The organism is Saccharopolyspora erythraea NRRL 2338 (genome assembly GCF_000062885.1).
Taxonomy (GTDB): domain Bacteria; phylum Actinomycetota; class Actinomycetes; order Mycobacteriales; family Pseudonocardiaceae; genus Saccharopolyspora_D; species Saccharopolyspora_D erythraea.
The window spans coordinates 2695723-2719220 of sequence record NC_009142.1 but is presented as its reverse complement, the minus strand read 5'-3'; the positions used below and the strand labels follow the sequence as shown (position 1 = coordinate 2719220).

General features: G+C 67.7%; 21 protein-coding genes and 1 pseudogene. 12 read left to right on the top strand and 10 right to left on the bottom strand.

Annotated elements, in window-relative coordinates; all coding sequences use genetic code 11:
• Nucleotides 1–54: 54 nt before the first annotated feature.
• Nucleotides 55–1269 (bottom strand): Na+/H+ antiporter NhaA, encoded by a 1215-nt coding sequence (nhaA, locus tag SACE_RS12225; RefSeq protein WP_009947228.1) that lies wholly within the window; start codon nt 1267–1269, stop codon nt 55–57.
• Nucleotides 1270–1630: 361 nt separating this feature from the next.
• Here nhaA and SACE_RS12220 point away from each other — a divergent pair, with 361 nt between their 5' ends.
• The gene (locus SACE_RS12220) at nt 1631–2830 is read left to right on the top strand and encodes a site-2 protease family protein (RefSeq protein WP_009947229.1); all 1200 of its coding nucleotides are present in this window, start codon (nt 1631–1633) and stop codon (nt 2828–2830) included.
• A gap of 21 nt (nt 2831–2851) precedes the next feature.
• Here SACE_RS12220 and SACE_RS37550 read toward each other — a convergent pair whose 3' ends face one another.
• The gene (locus SACE_RS37550; RefSeq protein ID WP_143538123.1) at nt 2852–3244 is read right to left on the bottom strand and encodes a hypothetical protein; all 393 of its coding nucleotides are present in this window, start codon (nt 3242–3244) and stop codon (nt 2852–2854) included.
• Nucleotides 3245–3287: 43 nt separating this feature from the next.
• On the opposite strand from SACE_RS37550, the gene SACE_RS12215 reads away from it, so the two are divergent.
• Together SACE_RS12215 and SACE_RS12210 are read left to right on the top strand one after the other, a co-directional pair.
• Nucleotides 3288–3953, top strand: a complete 666-nt coding sequence (locus SACE_RS12215) for a hypothetical protein (RefSeq protein WP_143538122.1) — start codon at nt 3288–3290, stop codon at nt 3951–3953.
• A 6-nt stretch (nt 3954–3959) separates the two neighbouring features.
• Nucleotides 3960–6146: an MMPL family transporter gene (locus tag SACE_RS12210; RefSeq protein WP_009947235.1), complete on the top strand. Its 2187-nt coding sequence runs from the start codon at nt 3960–3962 to the stop codon at nt 6144–6146.
• On the opposite strand, the gene SACE_RS12205 is transcribed toward SACE_RS12210, so the two are convergent.
• On the bottom strand, nt 6143–6571 hold the full coding sequence (locus SACE_RS12205; protein WP_143538121.1) for a FluC/FEX family fluoride channel: 429 nt from the start codon (nt 6569–6571) through the stop codon (nt 6143–6145). The two genes, SACE_RS12210 and SACE_RS12205, sit on opposite strands and share 4 nt — an antisense overlap.
• A gap of 796 nt (nt 6572–7367) precedes the next feature.
• On the opposite strand from SACE_RS12205, the gene SACE_RS12200 reads away from it, so the two are divergent.
• From SACE_RS12200 to SACE_RS12185, 4 genes are all read left to right on the top strand, one after another.
• A complete protein-coding gene (locus SACE_RS12200; RefSeq protein WP_021341296.1) occupies nt 7368–8099 on the top strand; it encodes a copper chaperone PCu(A)C in 732 nt (243 codons plus the stop codon).
• A gap of 197 nt (nt 8100–8296) precedes the next feature.
• Nucleotides 8297–8950 (top strand): ATP-dependent DNA ligase, encoded by a 654-nt coding sequence (locus SACE_RS12195; protein ID WP_143538120.1) that lies wholly within the window; start codon nt 8297–8299, stop codon nt 8948–8950.
• Nucleotides 8951–8967: 17 nt separating this feature from the next.
• On the top strand, nt 8968–9321 hold the full coding sequence (locus tag SACE_RS12190) for a LapA family protein (RefSeq protein WP_009947240.1): 354 nt from the start codon (nt 8968–8970) through the stop codon (nt 9319–9321).
• Nucleotides 9322–9356: 35 nt separating this feature from the next.
• The gene (locus tag SACE_RS12185) at nt 9357–9653 is read left to right on the top strand and encodes a DUF3040 domain-containing protein (protein WP_009947242.1); all 297 of its coding nucleotides are present in this window, start codon (nt 9357–9359) and stop codon (nt 9651–9653) included.
• 9 nt (nt 9654–9662) lie between these two features.
• On the opposite strand, the gene SACE_RS12180 is transcribed toward SACE_RS12185, so the two are convergent.
• Nucleotides 9663–10325 carry a MarR family winged helix-turn-helix transcriptional regulator gene (locus tag SACE_RS12180; protein ID WP_157355941.1) on the bottom strand — a complete coding sequence of 221 codons (663 nt, stop codon included), beginning with the start codon at nt 10323–10325 and terminating at the stop codon, nt 9663–9665.
• A 28-nt stretch (nt 10326–10353) separates the two neighbouring features.
• Here SACE_RS12180 and SACE_RS12175 point away from each other — a divergent pair, with 28 nt between their 5' ends.
• From SACE_RS12175 to SACE_RS12155, 5 genes are all read left to right on the top strand, one after another.
• Nucleotides 10354–11496: a PucR family transcriptional regulator gene (locus SACE_RS12175; protein ID WP_143538118.1), complete on the top strand. Its 1143-nt coding sequence runs from the start codon at nt 10354–10356 to the stop codon at nt 11494–11496.
• 271 nt (nt 11497–11767) lie between these two features.
• On the top strand, nt 11768–12199 hold the full coding sequence (locus SACE_RS12170) for an NfeD family protein (RefSeq protein ID WP_009947245.1): 432 nt from the start codon (nt 11768–11770) through the stop codon (nt 12197–12199).
• Between the two features lie 2 nt (nt 12200–12201).
• Nucleotides 12202–13308, top strand: coding sequence for an SPFH domain-containing protein (locus SACE_RS12165; RefSeq protein WP_011873702.1), 1107 nt, complete (start codon nt 12202–12204; stop codon nt 13306–13308).
• Between the two features lie 294 nt (nt 13309–13602).
• The gene (locus tag SACE_RS12160) at nt 13603–13968 is read left to right on the top strand and encodes a LapA family protein (protein WP_009947248.1); all 366 of its coding nucleotides are present in this window, start codon (nt 13603–13605) and stop codon (nt 13966–13968) included.
• A 52-nt stretch (nt 13969–14020) separates the two neighbouring features.
• The gene (locus SACE_RS12155) at nt 14021–14299 is read left to right on the top strand and encodes a DUF3040 domain-containing protein (RefSeq protein WP_009947249.1); all 279 of its coding nucleotides are present in this window, start codon (nt 14021–14023) and stop codon (nt 14297–14299) included.
• A gap of 136 nt (nt 14300–14435) precedes the next feature.
• Here the strand turns inward: SACE_RS12155 and SACE_RS12150 are convergent, their stop codons facing one another.
• The 6 genes and pseudogenes from SACE_RS12150 to SACE_RS12130 all read right to left on the bottom strand — a co-directional run bounded on the left by SACE_RS12150 (nt 14436) and on the right by SACE_RS12130 (nt 23485).
• Nucleotides 14436–16088, bottom strand: coding sequence for a BCCT family transporter (locus SACE_RS12150; protein ID WP_009947251.1), 1653 nt, complete (start codon nt 16086–16088; stop codon nt 14436–14438).
• A gap of 360 nt (nt 16089–16448) precedes the next feature.
• The gene (locus SACE_RS12145) at nt 16449–17453 is read right to left on the bottom strand and encodes a S1C family serine protease (RefSeq protein WP_081468325.1); all 1005 of its coding nucleotides are present in this window, start codon (nt 17451–17453) and stop codon (nt 16449–16451) included.
• 240 nt (nt 17454–17693) lie between these two features.
• Nucleotides 17694–18488, bottom strand: a complete 795-nt coding sequence (locus tag SACE_RS12140; protein WP_143538117.1) for a CPBP family intramembrane glutamic endopeptidase — start codon at nt 18486–18488, stop codon at nt 17694–17696.
• Nucleotides 18489–18583: 95 nt separating this feature from the next.
• Nucleotides 18584–18919 (bottom strand): glycoside hydrolase family 15 protein, encoded by a 336-nt coding sequence (locus tag SACE_RS39925; RefSeq protein ID WP_331386505.1) that lies wholly within the window; start codon nt 18917–18919, stop codon nt 18584–18586.
• A 77-nt stretch (nt 18920–18996) separates the two neighbouring features.
• A pseudogene (locus tag SACE_RS12135) lies at nt 18997–20406 on the bottom strand (glycoside hydrolase family 15 protein); the annotation flags it as partial.
• 637 nt (nt 20407–21043) lie between these two features.
• Nucleotides 21044–23485: a PEP/pyruvate-binding domain-containing protein gene (locus SACE_RS12130; RefSeq protein WP_009947256.1), complete on the bottom strand. Its 2442-nt coding sequence runs from the start codon at nt 23483–23485 to the stop codon at nt 21044–21046.
• Nucleotides 23486–23498: the final 13 nt, after the last annotated feature.

Here is a 23498-nt window from a genome sequence, read left to right as displayed (position 1 = left end):
CCGCACCTTCGCTCTGAGGGCTTGCGGAATCGTTCGATCACCGTCATCGCAGGCTCAGTGGGGCCCGCGGACCCGCTTGTGGGCCGCGTTGCGCGCGCACAGCACCACCGACGCCAGGCAAGCCGCGAGGAAGGACGCTGCGAGAACGGCGAAGGTGACGTGCTCACCACGCTCGCTACCGGATCCGAAGGCCAGGTCGCCGACGAGCAGTGCGACGGTGAAACCGATGCCGGTCAACAGTGCCAGGCCGGCGACATCGAGCCACGAAAGATCCTCGTCGAGCGTTGCCCGGGTGAACTTGGCCATCGCGAACGTCGCCCCGAACACGCCGACCAGCTTGCCCAGCACCAGGCCCGCGACAACGCCGATCGCAACGGGATCCGCAAGGGCGGCTGCGACCGCTCCCCCACGCAGTGACACTCCCGCGACGAACAACGCGAACAACGGCACAGCCACGCCCGCCGAAACGGGCCGCCACACGTGCTCAAGCCGCTCCGCCAAGCCTGGGCGTCCACGACGTTGGAGTACCGGAACGGTGAAAGCGAGCAGCACTCCGGCGATCGTGGCGTGCACCCCCGAGGCATGGACCAATCCCCAAGTCGCCAGGGCCAGGGGCAGCAGGGCCCACCACCACGTCTTGCGGAGCTGCACCAACAACGCGAACGCGGCGATCGGCAGCAGTGCCGACAACAGAGCCACGACGTTCACGGACTCGGTGTAGAACACCGCTATCACCGCGATCGCCAGTAGATCGTCGACGACCGCGAGCGTGAGCAGAAACGCGCGTAGCGCACTCGGAAGGTGCGAACCGATCACCGCGAGAACGGCCAGCGCGAACGCGATGTCGGTGGCGACCGGTATCGCCCACCCCCGCAACGCGTCTGCACCTGCGTGGAGGTTGATGGCGGTGTAGACGACAGCCGGGACCGCCATCCCGCTGACCGCCGCCACGATCGGGACCGCGGCGCGTTGCGGATTGCGGAGATCGCCGGCTACGAACTCGCGCTTGAGCTCCAGCCCCACGACGAAGAAGAAAACCGCCAACAGCCCATCGGAGGCCCAGTGCCTGATGTTGAGATCCAGACCGACCGGTTCGCCACCTGGCCACGGGACGAAGCCGGTCACGGTTCCGTAGGACTGCGCCCAGGGCGAGTTGGCCCAGACCATGGCGAGCACAGCCGCAACGATCAGCACTGCGCCTCCGGCCGTCTCGGTGCGCAGGATCTCCGCGATCGTCCGGGTTTCCAGTTGCGACAGCCGGGGAAACAAGCGTCGCGCCGTCGATCGTTCGGCACCACGTGTTTCGTCGTCTGCCACGCCAGTCTCCTGGATCGTCACTGGACAACGTGAAGCGGGCCGCGGCAAGGGCGGGAACGGACGCAGTCGCCCGAGAGACCTCCTGTTCCGACCGTCGGGCCGTTGCTCCGGTGATGGTCTCGCAGCCGGGCGCCCGGCGGACAGAGCCGAAACGTGCACAAGCCACCGACACTTCGTTGCCGATGTTCTGCAATCACGACGCCCGCAGACCAGGACTGGGCGGCGGCCTGACGTCGAACGGTGCCCACCACGCTCCCGCCTGAGGCACACTGGACTCCAGGGCCGGGGCTCGCCGCAGGGTCGAGGTGCCGACATGAACGCAAACATCCCGTTGGGACGCATCGCGGGTATCCGCGTCGGGCTGCACTGGAGCGTCGCGGGCATCGTCGTGGTGATCGTGTTCGCTCTGGCCGGCTACCGGTTCCCGGCCGTGTACCCCGGGCATTCCCAGATCGCCTACACCGTCGCCGGAATAGCTGCCTCGGGACTGCTGGTGTGCTCGCTGCTGGGTCACGAGCTCGCCCACGCCGTCGTGGCGCGCAGGAACGGGGTGGCGGTCGAAGGCATCACGCTGTGGCTGCTCGGCGGCGTCGCACGGCTGCGCGACGAAGCCAGAAGCCCCGGAGCCGACCTCCGCATCGCGATCGTCGGCCCGACCGCGAGCGCCGCGCTGGCGGTCGCGTTCGGGGCGTTGGCGTGGTCCGCGTATGTGGTCGGGGCGCCGGAGCTGGTGATGGCGGTGCTCGGCTACATGACTTTGCTGAACCTGCTCCTGGCGCTGTTCAACCTCTTGCCCGCAGCACCGCTCGACGGTGGCCGTGTGTTGCGTGCGGTGCTCTGGCGGTGGCGCGGCGACCGGTACAGAGCCGCCCTGTGGTCGGCACGGGCCGGTCTCGGTCTCAGCTATCTACTGGTTCTCGGCGGAATCGTGCAGTTGATCATCGAGTCGACCGCCGGACTGTGGTGGGTGCTGCTCGGCATGTTCATCGCAGCCGCGGCCATGACCGAGGAACGGCAGGCGCGAGCCGGCGCGGCGCTCGCCGGCATCCGGGTGCGCGACGTGATGTCCCACCCCGTTGCCGCGGTCGACGGGAATCTGACCATCGAGCAGTTCCTCCGAACAGCCCCATCACGCAGCCGCACCATCTGTCCCGTCCTCGATCCCACCGGGCGCATCGGCGGGGTGATCGCCGGCCGCGACATCAGCGCGGTACCGCAGCCGGAATGGGGCACGACAGCACTGCACCGTGTCGCGCGGCCGACCGAATGCATCGCCACCGCCGCCCCCGAGGAGCCGTTGACAGCACTGCTGCCCAGGCTGAGCGAGGAAGCCGAGGGGCGCGTTCTCGTCCTCGCAGAGGACGAACTCGTCGGGATCGTCGCGCCGTCGGACATCAGCCGCGCCGCCGAGGAACGAGGACTGCACCTCCCGGTTCCCGGTGCCTCCACCGCGGAGTCTGGACGGCCCACTCCTCCACCCGGCTGGTGGTACCCGGGCCAGCCCCCTCGGTGATCGGGCTGCTACGGAGGCAAATCAAGGTCCGGCTTCCGCGCATGCTCGCCGACACTCGCGCACCGCCTCCTCCAGCCGGGTCTGGATCTGCTCGATCTCGTCGAGTACCTGCTGGAGGGCCCGCGGATCCAGATTGCCGATGGCCTCGGCCGCGCGGTGCATCCGAGGTATGAGCTCCCGACCCGCATCGGCAGCCGCCGAGCACGGCACGTCGGTGGGCGCGGGCGACGGGCTGACCACCGGCGGCGGCGTGCTGGCCGCCGGTGGGTGGGTTCGCGGCGGCACGCTGATGGCGTGGAGTGCGTAACCGCCGCTGAAGCCTGCGGTGAGAGCGAGGACCACCGAGGCCACGGTCCATCGACGACGCGCCATGCTGCGGCGGCCGGGCACTTCGGACTCCTGGTTACCAGCCATTTCGTGCGAGCCTGACAGGTCGCGGCCACGGCGGCGAGTTGGCATGGTGGGGCTTGTGTCGCGTGCCGTGGAACCGGCGTTGCTTCTCGACCACCGGGCGGTCCGGAGGTTCGACATCGCCGCTGCGTTGATCGCGGCGTTGTTCGTCGCGCTCGGAGTGCTCGTGGCAGTGCAGCTGTGGGCGCTGTCCCGGCTCAGTGCCAGCCTGTTCGACGCTTCCTCGGCGTTGGACCAGGCCGGGCGAGGGCTTTCGATGGTGCGCGTTCTCCCGTTGATCGGGGACGAGATCGCACGCCTGGCCGACAGCATCCAGGCGACCGCCACCAGTGTCCACGCGGAAGCGGTACGGGTGCGCTCGAACATCCGCGTTCTGGCGGTGGTCGTCGGCGTGGCCGTCGCGCTCGTCGGCCTCGTGCCGTTGGCCCTGATCTACCTGCCTTTCCGCATCCTGCGGATGCGGGCACTCGCGAAGCTCGCAGGCCGGCTGGACGGGCCTGCCGACCCGATGCTGGTGGAGCAGCTCGCATGGTGCGCGCTCGCCCGGCTGCCGTTCGAGGAGCTGCGGCAAATCACGCGCTCCCCCTGGCGGGACCTCGCCGAAGGCCGCCATCAGCAGCTCGCCGAGGCCGAGCTGCGCCGGCTCGGTATCCGGCCGCCCGAAAACTGGGCAGCCCCCGGCGCGGGGCCTTCGCAGCATCCCGGGAGCTGAGCCGCCGTGGCGGGCGGAAGGTCCTGGGCGAACCGCTACGCGGCCGTTGTGGTGCGGGGGCGCTGGCTCGTGCTCGCGGGCGTGGCCGGGCTCGTGTACGCCGTGATGAGCTTCCTGCCGCCGCTCGGGCACGGCTCCGGTGGCCTGGCGGGGGTGGTCGGTACGGAGTCGGAGGCGATCAGCGCGCAGATCGAGGCCGTGCAGCGGTTCCGGATGCCGCTGTTGACGCGCGTGGCAGTCGTGCAGCACGACCCGGACGGTCTGAACCCCTACGCCCAGGCCCGCGTGGTGCTGCGCGCGCTGGCCGTGAACAAGGAGTCGCTGCAGGGCACGACGACGTCCGGCGTTCGACTGGCGCTGCCGGTGATCAACCGGCCGGAGCTCGGAGCCGGTGGCGGTGCGGCGACCACCGCGGTGACTTACCTGTTCACCGACCCCGCCGCCGACTTCGGCAAGCAGACCGAGGCCGCGCACCAGTACGCGTCCGACATCGACCGCCCCGGAGACCACCTGGTGGGTGTGACCGGTACCGCGCCGTTGCAGGCCGAGCAGACCACGATCGTGCGCAACAACGTGCGGTGGGTCGAGATCGGTTCGGTCGCCGTGGTCGCCCTCATCGTCGGAGTGACCTTCAGGTCGGTGCTGGCACCCGCGGTCACCCTGCTCACCGCTGCGGTGACCTACCTGCTGACCGCACGGGTGGTGGGAGCAGGCGCCGAGCTGACCGGTTTCAGCGCACCCGCGCAACTGGAGCCCGTTCTGGTCGCGCTCTCGCTCGGCGTCGCCACCGACTACTCGATCTTCTTCCTCGCCGGGATGCAGCGCGGGCTCGCCCACGGGGACGACCGCCACACGGCCGCCCGCGCGACGACGGTGGAGTACCTGCCGATCGTGCTCGTCGCAGGTGCGACCGTGGCCGGCGGCGTTCTCGCCTTGGTCGCGGCGGAGACGACGATGTTCCGCGCTTTCGGCCCGGGCCTGGCCGTCACCGTGCTCATGGCGCTGCTGATCTCGGTCACGCTGGTGCCCGCGCTGCTCGCGGTTCTCGGCCGTGCGGTGTTCTGGCCCCTGCCTCCTCGACCGGGCGGCGACGGGCAGGACGACGACGCGGGGCGAATGGTCCGGTTGCTCACCCGCCGCTGGGTCGCCGCATTCGTCGCGGTGGCGATCACCGCTCTGCTGGTCCTGGCAGCCCTGCCGCTGCGAGACCTGCGCGAGTCGTTCTCCCCGATGACCTCCCTCCCCCGCGACAACCCGGTCCGGGTGGCGTGGCAGGCCGCCGCCGACGGCTTCGGACCAGGCGTGCTGTCACCGACGGAGATCATCCTGAACCGGCCGGGGATCGCCTCCGACGCCGGTCCGCTCAGCGCGCTGCAAAGCGAGATCGGCCGCCAACCCGGCGTGGCCAGAGTGCTCGGACCGCAGGACTTCACGCTCCCCCCGCAGCTCAGGCAGGAGGCCGGGCTCTTCCTGGCACCCGACGGTGGCGCCGCCCGATACCTGGCGGTCCTCGACGCCGACCCGCTGGGCGCCGAGGCGGTCGCGGACCTGCGCCGCCTCGAAGGCCGGATGCCGGAGTTGCTCGCCGCGTCCGACCTGGGCGGCGCGTCGGTCTCCTACGCCGGCGACACCGCGCTGGGGCTCTCGCTGGTCGAGAGCACGCGCCCCGACGTGGTCCGCGTGGCCGTGGTCATCGCACTGGTCGACCTGCTGCTCCTCGTGCTGTTCCTGCGGGCCGTGGTCGCCCCGCTCTACCTGCTCGCGGCCAGCTTCCTGTCGCTGGCCGCCGTCCTCGGCCTGACCACGCTGTTCTTCGAACACGCGACCGAGGAGCAGGGCATCGTCTTCTTCGTGCCGTTCGCCGCGGGCGCGCTGCTGATCTCCCTCGGCTCCGACTACAGCATCTTCAGCGTCGGCTACGTGCGGGCGGAGTCGCGCAACCGCCCGATGCGAGAAGCACTCGTCGTCGCGATCCCGCGGTCCAGGCGAGCGATCACCGCCGCGGGCTTGGCACTGGCGGCCAGCTTCGGACTCGTCGCGCTGGTGCCCCTGGCGCAGTTCCGCGAACTCGCCTTCGCCTTGGGCGTAGGCGTGGTCCTGGACGTCTTCGTCGTGCGGTCCTGGCTCGTTCCCGCACTGATGACGCTGGAGGCCGGGCGCAAGCTGGAGGAAAACGCGGAGAAAGACCATTAGCCGACGAGCGACATACCCGCGAGCACCCCCGGAACCGCTGCGGCGAAGCCGACGAACGCGTGCACGAGTGCGGCGACCACGGATGATCGATCACCTGCGCGTGCGAGGAGGTGCAAGGTGCTCGCGTTGAACACGCAGTAGGTGAACAGCGCACTGCTCGCCCCGATGCTCAACGCACTGCGCGCCTGGCCCGGATGCACCACGGTCAGCGCGAGCCCGGCCAGCACACCGAGCGCCAGCGCGCCGCCAGCAGTGATCGCGAACGCTCCCCAGCGAAACGGACTCGTACCGTTCTGCCACGAGCGTCGGATCATCATCCGCAGGAGCACCCCGAGCGCGCCCCCGAGGAGCATGGCGACCGTACTTGTCATCGCACCGTCCAGCGCTGATTCGGCGTCACTCACAGCCACGTCCGTGACCAGCACCGACTCAAGCACCCGACAAAGTCCCACGCCTGCTCGGCCACCGGGAACCAACTCATCGAGTGGCTACACCGAAACTCGTTCACGTTCCACGCGCGGAGCGCAGTCCGAAACCTTGCCGAACTGATGCAAGCACCCAGACCGAAGCCAGCCGAAAACCGCAATTGCAGAGCAGCGCACCGGGCTTGACCATTTCATTGCAAGGTTGCAAACAACTCTTTACCTAGGCAGGCACGGCACGTGGTTGACGTGCGGACCCGCACAGCCGGTCGAGACCCGTCGAAGTCCATCCAGGTCCAGCCGGCCGGTAACCGGAGGGGTTGCGTTGACTGTTGTTCCACACACTCGGATGACCAAGTGGCGGCGCTCGGGCGAACGGACGTCCTTCAAGGTCGTCTGCGACGGGTGCGGGCACTCGCTGCACAGTTCCAACGGTGTGCCAGACCGTTGGCCTCAGCTGTGGCGGGAGCTGCACCGCGAGGGCTGGCGGGGCTGGGCGTGGTCGTTCGGGCCGCACTTCTGCCCGTACTGCGTGGAAGCGCGCGTACATCTTCGGTTCCGCGCGCATGAGTTTTGCGAAAGCGGCGCTCCGGAAAGCACCACCACGCGTCACGACCGCGGTCCGTAATCGGGAGAAGCATTGCCCACGCAGCACTCGCTCGATGCAAATCCACGGCGATCGAGCAATCACGCGAATGCCTTGGTTCGCCACCCCTGCCTGCGCTGGCTTCCGCGACGGCCACTCGCGATGGCACTGCTGGCGGTTCTCACAGCAGCCGGGTGCGGAAACCCGCAAGAGGTGATCGACAGCAACACTGTCGGGAGCAACGCCCGGGTCGGCGACGTCTTGCTGCGCAACGTCCACCTCGCTGCGACCGAAGATCCTTACCAGCCCGGTGAAACCGCCACAGCGAAGTTGATGCTGTTCAACCAGGCTCAAGCGCCCGATGCGCTCGTCGAGGTGGAAAGCCCGCACGCCAAGCAGGTGCAGATGCTCTGGGACCGGGAGTGCGACGGAACCTACGAGCGAGTCGACCGGATCCCACTGCTACCCGAAGGATCGGTCCCGAACGCTCCGGGCCAGCGCACAGGCGGCGCCCCCTACCACCTGGAGATCAGCGACCTGTCGACGCTGGTCCGTCCGGGAACCACCTTCCCGCTGACGCTCACCTTCGAACGCGCCGGTCGAACGACGATAGACGCGAAGGTGCAGGCAACACGAGACGGCGACGCGCCACCTGCACCACCGTGCCGCACGGCACCGGCGCCCACGACACCCACGCCCGACCCGACGCAACCACCCACCGATCAGTGGAAGATCTCCGTCGTCGGGACGGTCGAACAGGGCGCCGAACCGGGCTGCCTGCTGCTCTCCGAACGCGGCCGCGCCTACATCCTCCTCGACGGCGACCCTGCCGTGGTGCATCCCGGTGCCCGCGTGGCGGTCCACGGCCAACTGGAGCCGGGAACCCCGGCAGGCTGCGGCCACGGCGACGTACTCAGGGTGCTCGATGCGATTCCGTTCACATAGGAAGGCGCTCATCGGTAGCTCTGCATTGCATGGGCATTGCCGGAACCGTGCAACGTAGCAAGCGCAAAACGGCCGAGAACTGTCCTTGCTCCCCTGGCTAGTCGGCGCACATCCTTTCCTTGCAGGGATGCAAGCAACTGCGGAAATCCTACGTTTTGCGCGACCGGGTGAAACGGGTTCGTGCAGGCGGGAGGTGAATGACATTGATCGCACCGATGCTACCGATCAGCGGATCGTCACCGAACGGATCGGAATGGGCTTACGAGTTCCGCTGGAGCGGGCTGCGATGCCTCGCTCGGGTGAGCGAGGGCGCGGTTCAACTCGTCGATGGTGCCCAGCAGCCCATCACGGCCCACTATCCCGAGCTCACCGTGCTGCGGGCGTTCAGCCGTGACCGGGAGATGGTCCTCGACGGGATGATCGTCGCAGTCACCCAGCAACCGCCCAGCACGTTCCCGCGCGCTGTGGGCGCTGACGTGGACCTGCCGTGGCACGTGCGCTCCGCCGGCAGATCTCTGGCCTATGTCGTGTTCGACCTGCTTTCCTTGAACGGCAACGACTTCCTCTCCCATACGTACCGGAAGCGCCGCTCCGTTCTGGCCGGACTCGGGCTGTACTGGCCACCGCGCGTGCTCGTGCCGCCGCACTTCCGCGACGGCGCGGCTGAGCAAGTGCAGGCCATGGCAAGGGACCACCGGTTCACGGGAGTCGTCGCCAAGCACCTGGATTCGCCGTACCGGCCAGGTCAGCGGTCCCCGGAGTGGGTCGAAACCGTCGACGGCCGGTCACCGACTGACGAGGATCGGCCCACGAGTGATCTCCGGCAGAACCGCACACCGCAAGCGGTGTGAAGCGAGGAATGGTTGCCATGAAGCGCGAAGAGCAGCCCGACCGCCAGAAAACCAGCGGGAACATGGGCGAACCCGGTCCTACCGTCGAGGGAGTGGGTCCCGACGCACCTGCTGGCACGCGCACCCGCGTTGGAGCCCTGTGGCTCGCGGTCGTCGTCGCCGCCGGCGTGCTGGGGCTCCTGCTCGTCTTCATCCTGCAAAATCCCGCGACCGTCACGGTCCGATTCCTGACCACGCAGGGCAGCATGGCGTTGGGTGTGGCGATGCTCTTCGCCGCGATCGCAGGAGCACTTCTGATCGCACTCGTGGCCACGGCGCGGATCCTGCAACTGCGCGGAGCAGTGCGCAGCAACCGCGGCCAGGGGACCTGAACCCGGCCGAAACGCACCATGGCGGGAGAACAGCCATGCTGAGCTGGTACGAGCGGCGCCGGCTGCGAGAGATCGAGTACTGGTTCGAAGCCAACGACCCCGGACTGGCCGCCTACGTCGGCACCGCTCCGGCGAGGTGGCCGCCGGACCGATGGCCCTTCCTGACCACAGCAGCCATCGTCACCGGTGTTGCGCTGTTCGTACTCGGCGTGGTGCTGAGTGCGCCGGTCCTGATCTTCACCGGCGTGACTCTGGGTATCGGTGGGCTGTCATGGCGCTACGGCTCGCGGGGAGACCAGGGCTCCCCGCACGAGCACCCTCAGATGTGGTAGCAGCCGGGGTCAACTCGAACGTGGTTTCGATCCCGTGTTGCCGTCAGCGACGACTACTCCGTCGACCGCGTCGTCGCACTGCCTCCACCTGCTCCACCATTCGGCATCGACGGGCTCGCGGGCCGCCTCCGCGAAGGCGTTGAGCGCCGCAGCCAACTCCTCCTCGTGCCCGGTGGCGGCCGAAGCCGCACTCGCCAGCTTGCTGATCTCCGCGCGCCGCAGCCGCATCGCCTCTCCCAACAACGCCTTACCCGCACTGGTGAGTGCCAACCAGGTCACCCGAAGATCGCCTTTGTGCCTGCTGCGGGTCACCAGGCCCTTCGAGACCAGCCTGTCGGCCAGCCGCGTCGCGGTGGAGATGGCGACACCCAATTCCTGAGCGAGGTCGCTCGTGCGCTGCGGACCAAGCGAGACCAGGGACACCAGCGCACGGTACTGCGGGAGGGTGACGTCGCTGTCCAAGCCGGCGAGGCTGCGCGTGGTGACAGCGATCATCGCTCGTCCGACGGCCTGGAACGCATTCGCGACCGGGTCTCCCGTCGCATCGGAAGCTGAAGGCAACTTGGGCACGATTACTCCGTCCGGCCACTTGCGCGCAGCCTGCGAATAGATGCTGGCACCACCCGCGCCGTGACACAATCGAGCCTGGACAGGCACCACTTCGTTGCGCATCGCCCGCAAGACCCGAAGGGGAGCGCTCATGAGCAGCGCAGTGCGCGGGCCGCACTCGCCGCGCCCCGGAGCCTCCGCAAGCGGGGCACGCAAGAACGCCCCCGATGATCCATTCCTCGCGGGCTACCCGAAGATGCTCAGCGGCGTGCTGTCCACCGGCCGGAAGCTGAGCGCCCACGAACTCGCAGCCTGCCGCGAAGCGGGGCGTCTAGCGGCCGAAGGCGGCGTCGCACTCCGCGCACTGCTCGAGCTGTACCTCTCCGCCACCCGCACCACGTGGCAGCGAGCCGGACCCGCGCCGGCGACCAAGCCCAAGCCGCCACGGGGCGTCGACGCCGGCCTTCGAGCGGTCAACGACGCCATCGTCGCGGTGACAGAGGGGTACGAAGACGCACACCACCTGGCGTTACGGCAGGAGGAGGCCGCCCGGCGCGAGTTCATCGACGACCTCTTCTACGGCCGCGGCGACCCCGGCAGTCTTGCCGAACGCGCCCAGCGGTTCGGGCTCCGTCTCGCCGAGGCGCACATCGTCTCGATCGTCAAAAGCGACGAACCGATCGACGAGACGACCCACGTCCTGCATGACGTGGAGACCGTCCTGCTCCAGCGATTCGGCACCGGGCAGCTGTTGTTCACGACCAAGGACGGCGTGTTCGTCTGCATCGCTCCCAGCACTCTGCCGCAGGCTGCCACCGAGCTCGCCCGCCAGGCCGCCAAGGCCCTACCGGCCGACCGTGAATGGCGCGTCGGCATCGGACGCGCCCACCCCGGCCCGGGAGGAGCGCTCCGCTCCTACGAGGAGGCCCGCGCCAGCGTCGACTTCGCCACCCGACTCGATTTCCGCGACCGCGTCGTCCGATCAACCGACTTCCTCGTCTTCCAGGTGCTGCTGCGGGACCGCGCCGCGATCGAGGACCTCATCGCGACGGTACTGGCGCCCTTGCAGAGCGCACGGGGTGGTGCCGCACCGCTGATCGAGACACTCGCGGCCTACTTCGACCGGGGCACGATCCAGGCTGCCGCCGATCAGCTGAACCTGAGCGTGCGAGCGGTGTCCTACCGCCTCGACCGGGTGCGGACCCTCAGCGGGTACTCGGCGACTGAACCCACCCAGCGGTTCACCCTGCAAGCCGCCGTCCTCGGGGCACGACTCCTCGACTGGGCCGGGTGAGCCACGCTTCGGCGCGGCGAGTGTCCCAGCCGTCACCCTGAGGTGGCCTCGGAATGACCAGGCGCTGACTCGCGTAGTCGCGGCGCGGCACCGGAGCCGCCACTCGCACGCTTCCTTGGTGGACCACCGATACGGCGTGCTCGCTGATTGCAGGTATCCGGAAACGAGGGCAGCGCTCAATTGGCCGAAAAGCACACTTGTTTACCGCAGCGGTGCAGCACATCCTCCTTGCAAGGTCTGCCTGGCAACCCGTCGGGGAGGAGGCTCGAACATGGACGCGTGGCTCGTCTGGCTGTTGCTCGCCGTCGCGCTCGGCGTCGCGGAGATCTTCACTCTGACCGCGGCGCTCGGACTGCTGGGCGGTGCCGCCCTGATCACAGCCGGGCTCGCGGCGCTCGGTGTGCCGCTGCCCGTGCAGCTCGTGGTCTTCGCCCTGGCCTCCGCGGCGAGCGTCCTGCTGGTGCGGCCCGTCGCGGCACGGCACATGGTCGGCCCCCAAACCCAGCGCTTCGGCGTCGACGCGCTCATCGGCAAGTCCGCCTACACCGTCCGAGAGGTGACCGCGTGGGACGGCCGGATCCGTCTCGACGGTGAGGAATGGACGGCCCACAGCTTCGACGAAACCGTGGTCATCCCTGAAGGCACGACCGTCGACGTCCTGCAGATCAGCGGATCCACCGCCATCGTCTACCCACGGGAGTGACCATGGAAATCTCGGCCGCGCTGATCGCAGGTGTGCTCATCGCATTGCTCGCCGTCTTCACCGTGATCCGAGCGGTGCGGATCGTTCCGCAGGCACGGGCTCGCAACGTGGAGCGGCTCGGCCGCTACCACCGCACGCTGCGCCCGGGCCTGAACTTCGTCATCCCCTACGTCGACCACGTCCACCCCAAGATCGATCTGCGTGAACAGGTCGTCTCGTTCCCGCCGCAGCCCGTCATCACCGAGGACAACCTCGTCGTCGAGATCGACACGGTGCTGTACTTCCAGGTGACCGATCCACGCGCCGCCGCCTACGAGATCGCCAGTTACCTGCAGGCCGTCGAGCAACTGACGGTGACCACGTTGCGCAATGTCGTCGGCTCGATGGACCTCGAACGCACGCTCACCTCCCGCGACACGATCAACAGCCAGCTCCGAGGCGTTCTCGACGACGCCACCGGCAAATGGGGACTGCGCGTCAACCGGGTGGAGATCAAGGCCATCGACCCGCCACACACCATCAAGGAAGCGATGGAAAAGCAGATGCGCGCCGAGCGCGACAAGCGCGCCGCGATCCTCGGGGCCGAAGGTCAACGCCAGTCCCAGATCCTCACCGCCGAAGGTGACAAGCAAGCCGCGGTCCTGCGGGCCGAGGGAGGCAGGTCCGCCGAGATCCTCAAAGCCGAAGGCCAGTCCCGAGCAATCGACCAGGTGTTCCAGGCGGTCCACCGCAACGACCCCGACCCCAAGCTCCTCGCTTATCAGTACCTCAGCGTGCTGCCGCAACTCGCTCAGGGGCCGGGAAGCACGTTCTGGGTCATTCCCAGCGAGGTCACATCGGCCCTGCACGGAGTATCCCGTGCGTTCACCGAGTCCCTGCCGAAGTCGGGGGCCATCCGCGAAACCTCGTCCGACGAACTGGGGACGCGCGCGGACGAGGACGCGGCTCACGCGGCTGAGGAAGCCGCGGAGGCGGTCGCCGATGCGGCCCAAGCCGACGCCACTCGACACATCACGACACCCGACTCCCAACCGGATATCACGCCTGCCCGACGTAACGCAGAACCCATGCTCCCGACGCAGCCCATGCCGCGCCGCGAAGGAAGCTGAGCAGCGGAGTCCGCCACATCCTCCACAGCGAGGTTCATCCACCCTCTCCTCGCCCGAATGCCGAGTTGACCCAGGCCTCGACACCGGTCGTACTTTGCCGTGAGGATGCAACGAGAAGCGTCCAACACAGCCGGTGGTGCTCGTTGCGATGCACTTCAGTCGGCGTCCATGCTTTCTTGCACAGCTACAAGCTATTGCCGGTACCCGCGAAGAGCCGCCACAGCACGACCGACGGCGACTGCCGGTCGGTGACGGTACAAGCAAAGAGTTCGGAGACCGACAGCACAAGAAGGAATGGTCGTCATGGAACGCAATGACCGTCTCAACGACATCCGCCAGCACAGGGTCGTGGGAGAATCCGGCCCCGCCACACCGGAGAACCCGAGCGTCCGCTCGCGACAGGTCGGACGCACACGTGTCAGTGGTCTGTGGGCCGCGGTCGTCGTCGCCGCGATCGTGCTGGCGTTCCTGCTCGTGTTCATCATGCAGAATCCCGCAGGCGTCACCGTCCACTTCCTCTGGATCCAAAGCACCCTGGCGCTGGGCATCGCGATGCTGTTCGCGGCGCTCGGTGGCGCGCTGCTGATCGCGCTCGTCGCGACCGCACGCATCCTGCAACTGCGAGGCGCCGCACGGACGCGGGGAACCGCACAGCACTGAGCCGGGAGTGCCAAGGCGCACCCGATCTGCATCATCAGCGTGCGAGGTCGTCATGCTGAAGCGGTACGAGCGGCGACGGCTGCGGGAAATCGAGCTCTGGTTCGAGGCCAACGACCCGGGACTCGCAGCCTTCGTTCGCGCGGCACCGGCCGTGCCCGCGAAGGACCGGGAAGCTCGCTCACTCACCTCCGCCGGCCTCGTCGGGGCGTTGTTCGTGATGATCGGGGGCGTCCTGGCGGTGCCGGTCCTGGTCTTCATCGGCTCCGCACTCGGGATCGGCGCGTTCTGCTGGCTCTACTGGCTGTTCGGCAAAACTCCCGGAAGCAGGTGAAGCTGGCTGCGCACGAGAACAACGGGCCTGCGAGTCGGTTTCACTCCCGGTCGAGCCCGGAGCACCTGCGGTGAACACAGGCGCGAACCCGTACGCCCGCGAGTCCGTGAATACGCGCCCCGGAAGGCGAATTCGTTCAGGACGCACTCGGCGAGGAGGGCGGCTGCCCACCGGCCGGATGCGGGCCCCGCGGCTGCCGAGCGCGGCGCTGCGCACTGCGACGCAGGTCTTCAAGCGGCTGTGGTGGCTGCGGAACGACAGACGTCAGCCGTTCGGTTCGCAAGCCGCGAACCAAGCCCAAGCACAGGAACATGAGAACGATGCAGAACGGCAACCCGGCAACGATCGATGCCGTTTGCAGCGCGCTCAGGGCGTCACTGCCGCGTGCGCCGCCGGCGAGCAGCAGCACCGCCGCGATCACACCTTCCAGCACTGCCCAGAACAGCCTCTGCTGCCACCTCGGGTGGGGGTCGCCGCCGTTGGTGAGGATGTCTACCACCAACGATCCCGAATCCGAGGAGGTCGCGAAGAACAACACCACTACGAGGATGGCCACGACCGACGCCGCGAGCGCGAGGACCTCGGCCACCGGTAGTTGCTTGAGAAGCACGAACAGCGCCGACTCCGAGCTCGCTTCCGCAAGCGGGTTGTTCGGGTCGGCCAGAAGCAGCTTCAAAGCGGAATTGCCGAAGACGGTGAGCCACACCATCGACGCACCGACCGGCGCGAGCAGAGTTCCGACGATGAAGGCGCGGATGGTGCGACCGTAGGAGATGCGGGCGATGAACATGCCGACGAACGGAGACCAGGAGATCCACCAGCCCCAGTAGAACAGGGTCCAGGACGCCTGCCACTCCTGCGCCGCGCTGTCGCCGGGGAACGTCTGCAGGCTCAGGCCTGCGAGGCCCTGCAGGTAGTGTCCGAGGTTGGCGGCCACGGTGTTGAGCAGGTCAAGGGACGGACCGGAGAAGAACACGAACAGCATCAACCCGAAGGCCAGCCACAGGTTGGCTAGCGAAAGCCGCCGGATGCCTCTGTCGATGCCCAGCATCACCGATACGACGGCGATCGTCGTGATGCCCAGCACGAGGATCACCTGCAGCGTGGTCGTGTTGGTGACACCGGTCAGCGCACTCACCCCGGCCCCCACCTGCTGACCGCCGATTCCCAGCGAGGTGGCCAGTCCGAACAGGGTGCCGAACACGGCGAGGATGTCGACCAGGTTCCCCATCCAGCCGTCGATCCGCTCCCCGAGCAACGGGTACAGGGCAGCCGCCGGGCGCAAGGGCAAACCGCGGCGGAACGCGAAATACCCGAGCGCCAGCCCCAGAACGATGTAGATCGCCCAGGGATGCAGCCCCCAGTGGAAGAACGTGTAGCTCATCGCGTTCTCGGCGGCGCCGGCGGTCCTGGACGGCCCTGTCGGCGGGGTCAGGAAGTGGGTGACGGGTTCGCTCACTGCGTAGAAGACGAGACCGATGCCCATCCCCGCGGTGAACAACATCGCGAACCACGCGAGATTGCTGTACTCCGGAGTCGAGTCCGGCGGCCCCAACTTGACCGCTCCGTACCGGCTGACCATCAAAACGACGACGAAGACCAGGAAGAACGTTCCGGCGATGATGTACAGCCACTCGAAGTACGTCGTGATGAAGCTGTTGGCAGCACCCGCCACCGCCGAGACATGGCCCGGCGCGAGCACACCCCACAACACGAATGCCACGGCGATCGCACCCGAAACCAGAAACACCGGAGGATTGGTGTGCGTCCGCACGTACTCGCGCATCATGTGAATCACCGTCCCGCACGGGATCCGAGCAGTTCGCGGGAGAGGACACTCTCCTGATACAGGTTACGCCCGCTCATGCCCGCCGAGCAGCGAATGCAAGCTCGCTGCTGGGGCGCAATCTGTGGAACCCGTCATTGCTCGCCAAGCCCGGGCAAACCAACGCCCGCCGCTGAGACGAGCGGGCCTCGGCGGTATCACGGCCTACGAACACGAGAGATAGCCGCTGCCCTGCCTCACCACCGGAGAGGTCCGCCCCGAGCGGGGGAACAACCGTGGCCCAGCCCGCACCACCACTTGTCGGATGCTCTTCTATCCGGGGTACATCGATACTCGACAGGCAGCCGTGGCCGAGTTGTTGGGTCAGTCGGACTGTTGGCCGATTGTGACGGTGAGCTGTTGCTCCTGGTTCTGGCGGATCACTGTCGTTCGCACGTTCTGGCCCGGTTCCGTGCCGCGCATGTGGCCCAGCAGGTCCTCGACCGTCCGCACCGGCTTGTCCGCGAACTGCACGATCACATCACCCGGCTGGATTCCGGCGGTAGCGGCTGGTCCGCCCGGATCCACTGCGAGGACGATCGCGCCGTGGTCGACGGGCAGTCCGAGTCGGGTGTCCAGTGCTGAAGTGACACGTCCGAGTGACGCACCGATGTAGGCATGGGTCGCTTTGCCGTGTTCCAGGAGCTGGTCTGCGACGTCCACTGCGGTGGAGGTGGGTATGGCGAAGCCGATGGAGACCGCTCCGGTGATCGGCTTCATGTAGGCATTGTTGATCCCGACTACTTCTCCACGGGTGTTGAGCAGTGCACCGCCGGAGTTCCCAGGTGAGATCGAGGCGTCGGTCTGGATGAGATCGACGAGGGCTTCGGTCTGCTTGGCAGATCCGGGGATTTCGCGGTGCAGTCCCGAGACGACGCCGGCTGTGACGGTGTTCTCGAATCCGAGCGGGCTTCCGATGGCGATGACGGTTTCACCCGGGCGAGGCAGTTCAGTGCGGTAGTGGATCTGCGGCAGACCGGTGCGTTCTGTGCGCACCACTGCGAGGTCCGTGACGGTGTCGGTGGCCAGAACCTGGCCTGGGGTGCGAGTGGCGTCGGCGAGGATGATCTCCACCTGAGCTTTGTCCCCCACCACGTGCGCGTTGGTCAGAACGATGTTGTCGCGGTACGCGACTCCACTCCCCATGCTCTGTCCGGCACTCACGGTGACCACGCTCGGCGCAGACCGCTCGACGACGGCGGGCAGGTCAGCACTCTGAAGCTCTTGTTGAGGGGCAGGTGGCGTGGTGTTGTGGGGCTCGGCAGTGCAGCCCGACGAGATCGCAAGAAGCCAGACAAGCAGTAGAGACGCTGACAAGTACCTGGTCACCCTTTCCTGGTACCCGCGAGCGGCACGTCCAAACCGGTCGACCCAGTGTGTCGTGGTTACCACGTCGGTGAAGTGAGATCACGATTCCGTCAGAGGGAACTGGTGCGGCTGTGGGGCTCGTGTTAAAACTCGGCTGGAAAGTGCCGACTGCACGCGCTTCGCGCTAGCGGAAAAGACCCGGATCCCGGCGCAGTAGGAGGCATTTCGTTGGGGCGCGGGACGGAGCGCACGGCCATGCCATCACTCCGAGGACAACAGAAACACGAACAACGCCGGCAACAAGTTGTTCACCTGGTGGGCGACTATGGATCCGAGCAGATTGCCGGTCAGCAGGCGAGCCAGCCCTACCGGAATCGAAACGACAGCGAGCAGCGGAGCACGCAGCGGCTCCAGGTGCGAGAGGGAGAAGATCACGGTCGTGACGGCCAGGATTCCCCACATGTTCCACCGCCAGTGCTCGAACGCACGCCACAGAACACCGCGGAAGAGCACTTCCTCGTAGATGGGCGCGAGCAGCCACACCACCAGGAAGCCGGCCACCGCCACGGGTATCCCGAACTGCCTGCCATGGAAAACCTCGCCGAGAGCGGATTCGGCCTGGGCCGGCCCCACCCATTGAGCCCACAGCACTGCGGCGGGCAGCGTCAGCACGAGTCCGGCCACTCCGATGAGCAGACCGTGACCGACAGCTCGCCAGCGCCAGCATACGGCGAGTTCACGCGTGATCCGGCCTGTACGCGGGCCTGCTCCGAACGCTGCGGTACCCGCAAGTGCCACCAGAGCGGCCAGCACGCCGGGAACCGAGAGTGCCACGAGCAACGGTGCGGCTGGCACGGCCCCGCCCGGCACCGCGTAGCCACTGAGTGCGGCAACAACCAGTGCCAGCACGGACATGGCGAGGAACGTGACCGCTGCGGCGGCGAACACGAGCAACATGAGCAGGCCGGCGCGTCCACCCTGGGGAGAACGTTCATCGGAGGCGCACATGAGTCCTCGATCCTGTGCTGTCGAGCAGCAGCAGAAACGCACCACCATCGGCAACCCCACTGCCGGCGGTGGTTCCGGAATACCCTGGCCACCCCGGGGTACACCATCGGCCCGTCCAAGGAGCCCCGGTGGCCCACTCTCACCTATGGAAGGCTCGTTGGATACCTCGACGTGGAGCGTTCGCCTTCTGAGCCCGGTCGTGCCATGAGGTTGAGCGCCGTGTTGATGAGGGCGATGTGCGACAGCGCCTGCGGGAAGTTGCCGAGGGACGAGCCGTCCTCGTAGGAGTACTGTTCGGCGAGCAATCCGAGGTCGTTGCGCAAAGCGAGCACCTTCTCGAACACGGCACGGCCGCGAGCGGTGTCGCCACGCTGGGCGTAGTTGTCGGCCAGCCAGAACGTACATGCGATGAAGGAGCCCTCGCCTGGCGGCAGACCGTCGATGCGGCGCGATTCGCGGCCCGTGGAGTAGCGCCGCACGAGGCCGTGCTCGCAAAGGTGGTTTCGCGTTCGACGGCGGCCACGGTGCCACGCATTCGATCGTCCTCTGCGGCCAGGAATCCGACGTCGGGAAGCGTGAGCACCGCCGCGTCGAGCGATCGGGAACCGAAGTACTGGGTGAACGTGCTGCGGGCGACGTCGTATCCCTTCTCGCACACCTCGTCGAAGATGTCGGCGCGCATCCGCTTCCACCGGTCGATCGGCCCGGGAAAGCGGAAGGTCAACGAGTCCTTGATCGCTCGGTCGATGGCTGCCCACGCCATCACCTTGGAGTGCGTGAAGTGCCGTCGTGGACCCCGCATCTCCCAGATCCCGTTGTCGGGTTCGGTCCAGTTCGACTCGAGGAAGTCCATCAGCGTGCGTTGCACCCGCCACGCGTCCGGATCGGGCGGGATCCCGTTCGTGCGGGATAGGTGCAACGCGTCCATGAGCTCGCCGAAAACGTCCAACTGGAACTGACTTGCCGCCTCGTTGCCCACCTGCACCGGACGAGACCCCGCGTACCCGGGCAACCAGCCCAGTTCGAATTCCGGCATCCTTCGCTCGCCATCCAGGCCGTACATGATCTGCAGTTGCCTCGGACTGCCGGCCACCGCACGCAACAGCCACTCGCGCCACTGCCGTGCTTCTTGGACATAGCCAGCGGAGAGCAGTGCCATGAGGGTGAACGTGGCATCGCGTATCCAGCAGAAGCGGTAGTCCCCGTTGCGCACTCCGCCGAGCTCCTCCGGCAGCGATGTGGTGGGCGCCGCGATGATGCCCCCGCTCGGTGCATACGTGAGCGCCTTGAGCGTGATGAGCGATCGCAAGACCGCCTCCCGGTACTCCCCTCGGTAACGGCACCGGGAGGCCCAGTCCTGCCACCAGCGCGTCGTTTCGTCGATCGCATCTCCGACGTCGATCCGCTCGGGAGGTTGTTGCGCCGAGGGGGTCCACGCCAGCCGCAGATCGACGCAACTGCCCTCGGCAACGCTGAACTCGCAAGAGACCGCGCTGTCATGCACCTCCAGTTCCAGGTCGGTATCCAGCGTGAGGTGGTCGGGTCCTGCGAGTGCGTGGAGCCGATGCCTCTCTACCCGGATCCACGGGATGACGCTGCCGTAATCGAAGCGCGGGTTGAAGACCATGCGCATCGGCACGCGCCCGCGCACCCCCTCCACGCGTCGTACCAAGTCGGCGTGGAAGTCGCGAATGTGCATGCAGTCCACGATGCGCATCTCGCCGGCGGCGCATGCCATGCGGGTTTCCAGTACGAGGCTGTCCTGTCTGTAAGCGCGCCCAACGGTGCTGGATGAGCCCCGCGGAGCCAATGCCCAACGGCCGTGGCGGGGCTCGCCCAGGAGGGCGGCGAAGCAGGCACCCGAGTCGAACCGCGGAAAGCACAGCCAATCGATCGTGCCGTCCGAAGCGACCAGGGCGGCCGTACGGGTGTTGCCGAGCAGGCCGTACTCCTGCAGCGGACGCACCGTGATCGTCTCCGATTCAGGGATGAATGTTTCGCAGGGTAGGGATAGCCGGAGTTCAAGGCACCGGATCCGAGTGTCTCGAGCGCGCCGGTCGGGGTGAGAATCTTCGCGTTGCTCCGAAGCACCGCGAGATCATCAAGGTGATCCGATCGCCCATGCTGACGGCTACTCCCAGAGCATCGACCACAAGTCGCACGACAGCGATGCCCCCACCAGTGTGCGTCGCGGGACCGATGCGAACAAGCCCGGCGGGCCCAGAGCCGTCTGCGAAGGCATACGTCCGTTCGGTCCACAGCAAGGGGATGCACTCGAGTACGACCCCGGTGTTTTCGAACTACCGCACCGGGGAGAGCAGGGCCGCAGGCGCGGCCGGACACGCAACGAGAACTACACGAAGGTCTGGTTGTTCGCGCTCAGCAACATCGACGGCTCTTTACCAGGAGGCTTCGGGTGGCTTCTGCGTTCGTCGCTGCTTAAGCTGTTCCGGCCGGGTCGTCGGTGTCGTTACCTCGATGCCTTCCACGAAAACCATGAGACCTACCTGCCGGCGCTGAGCGCGGCCCGGGCCGGGTCTGGTCGACCTGCCGGTCGATGACCGGGCTGACCACCGCGGCACACACCTCCCCCGCGCCGCGGCTCATGCCTGCGGCTTCCTGATCACGGTCCCTGCGGCACCGTCGATGGTGATCAGCTGGCCTGTTTCGATCTCCTTGACGGCGTTGCGGACGCAGATGACAGCCGGGATGCCGTACTCGCGGGCGACGGTCGGGCCGTGCGCCATCGGCGCGCCGGTCTCGGTGACCAGGCCCGCAGCCGTCATGAACAACGGGGTCCATCCGGGGTCAGTGGTCGGAGCCACCAGGATCTCGCCCGGTTCGATGTGTGCGCCGGCCGGATCCAGGATCACTCGCGCTCGACCGGTGACCTGCCCCGGCGCCGCCCCCAGCCCCGTCAGTGCACCGTCCTCAGCCGGCTCGGTCGCGGTCAGTGCTTCCGGTTCGGTCCCGTCGGAGAGCACGGCGACCGGAACCCTGGGCCGCCGCGACTCCCTTTCATGAACGGCTCTGCGGTGGGAGACGACCTCCCGCAAGTCATCGCCCTGCACCGCGGCACGGGCTTCGCGGATCTCGAGAAGCATGATGTCGTCGGGGTGGTCGAGCAGCCCGCGCGCGACGAGTTCCGCACCGATCAGCAGCAGTTGGCCGCGCATCGCATCGAGCGTGTACAACCAGGCGAACTTCCCCAGCTCCCTCAGGCCCGTGAGCTCGCGCGAGCGGCGGAGGAAGAAACCAACGAGCCGCCCACGAATCGGTCTGGTCCGGCGCGCCCGTCGCACCAGCTCGTCGATCTTGGCCTCTGCCCTGACCGCAGCTTGTTCGAACCGCCGGTCGGGGTACTGCTCGGGATCGGTGGTCCGCAGGTAGTTGGCGATCGTGGCGAAGACCGGTGCCGGGTCCTCGGACCAGCGCGGCACACCGATGTCGACTTCCGCCGCGGCGCGATGCCCGTAGCTGCCGAGGAACTCCGCCATCCCGACATCGGGCAGCGTGCCCTGGCGGTACAGGGCGGCCAGCTCGGTCGGCGGCGTGTTCAACAGCAGTTCGCGGTGCTCGGCGGGGACCGCTGTCGCGAGCCGCCACAGGGCCATGTCCATCTCGGTGGTGACGTTGTGCGGAAGGCCGCCGAGAACGGTGTCCAACTCGGCGTCGCCGGCGATGCCTCGGAGCAGGCCGGAGGGCACTGCGCTCACCAGCATGCCGGTCGCCAACGGCCACAGGATGCCCGCCACTTCCGGCCCCATGAACAGCCGCTGCACCTCTTCGACGAAACGGAGCCGCTCGGTCGCGGTGTTGAGCTCTGCCGGTGCAGCCGCCTGCCGCTTGATCTCCTCGACTTCGTCGAACGCACGGCGCCGGGCCGCGGCCGGGCTCACCAGTGACCGAGCGATCCCGGCCACCGCGGAAGGGGTGATCCGCAGCGCCGCCCTGAGCGCGGGCCCCACGCGGAACGGCGGACCGGGCTGCGGGCGGAAACGCGGATCCGCGAGCACGCGCTCGACCGCTGCCGACACCCGCGGCCCGTAGACCTGCATGGATCGCGGCAGGCGCTTGCGGGTCCATGTACTGCGCACCAGATCGGTCAGGTCACCGTAGAGGCGACCACCCACGTCGACGAACCCACCAGGACCGTCGATCGGGTCGACCTTGGCGCCGTAGGCGCGGAACCACATCGCCATCGCGAGCTTCATCGCAGACATCCCCATCGGCGTGAACGGCCGCAGCATGCCCTGCAGATGCCCGAATTCGACGTACACGCGCGGCAACGGCCGGCCCGTGTCAGGCGGCAGCGGGAACAGCGTGGTGATCGGCCGGGACTGCAGCAACCACAACGTGCCATCCGCGTCGATCGCCCATTCGATGTCCTGCGGCGACCCGAAACGTTCCTGGAGCCGCAGCCCTGCGGCTCGTAGCTCCTCCAGCTGGGTCTGGTCGAGGCATCCTCGCTGTGGTGCGGGGGCGCTGCCGGCCAGGACGTAGTGGTCGGCAGCCGCGGTCCCGTCAACCACCGCGGTACCCGGTCCGGCAGCGGCGTCGACGACCATCTCGGCGCGGCAGCCGGTCATCGGATTGGCGGTGAACAGCACCCCGGCCACCTGCGGATCGACCATCCGCTGCACGACGACGGCCATGTGCACCGAGTCGGGATCGACCCCGTTCGCCTCGCGGTAGGCGACCGCACGCTCGCCCCACAGCGAGTCCCAGCAGTGGCGCACAGCCTGGATCAGCTGGTCCGCGCCCTGCACGTCGAGAACGGTGTCCTGCTGGCCGGCGAAGCTGGCGAACGGCAGATCCTCGGCGGTGGCACTGGACCGGACGGCGACACGTCCGGCTCCCAAGCCGTTGTAGGCCTCGACGAGCTCGCCCTCCGGGATCAGCGCCGACCTGTGGGCCTCGGTGGTCAGGCAGAATCCCTCCGGTACCCGCTCGCCGGCCTTGATCAGCTCGCCGAGTCCGGCAGCCTTGCCGCCCACCAGGTCGATCATGTTCGCGTCGACCTCGGACAGAGCGATCACGTTCATCCGGGGCCCTCCT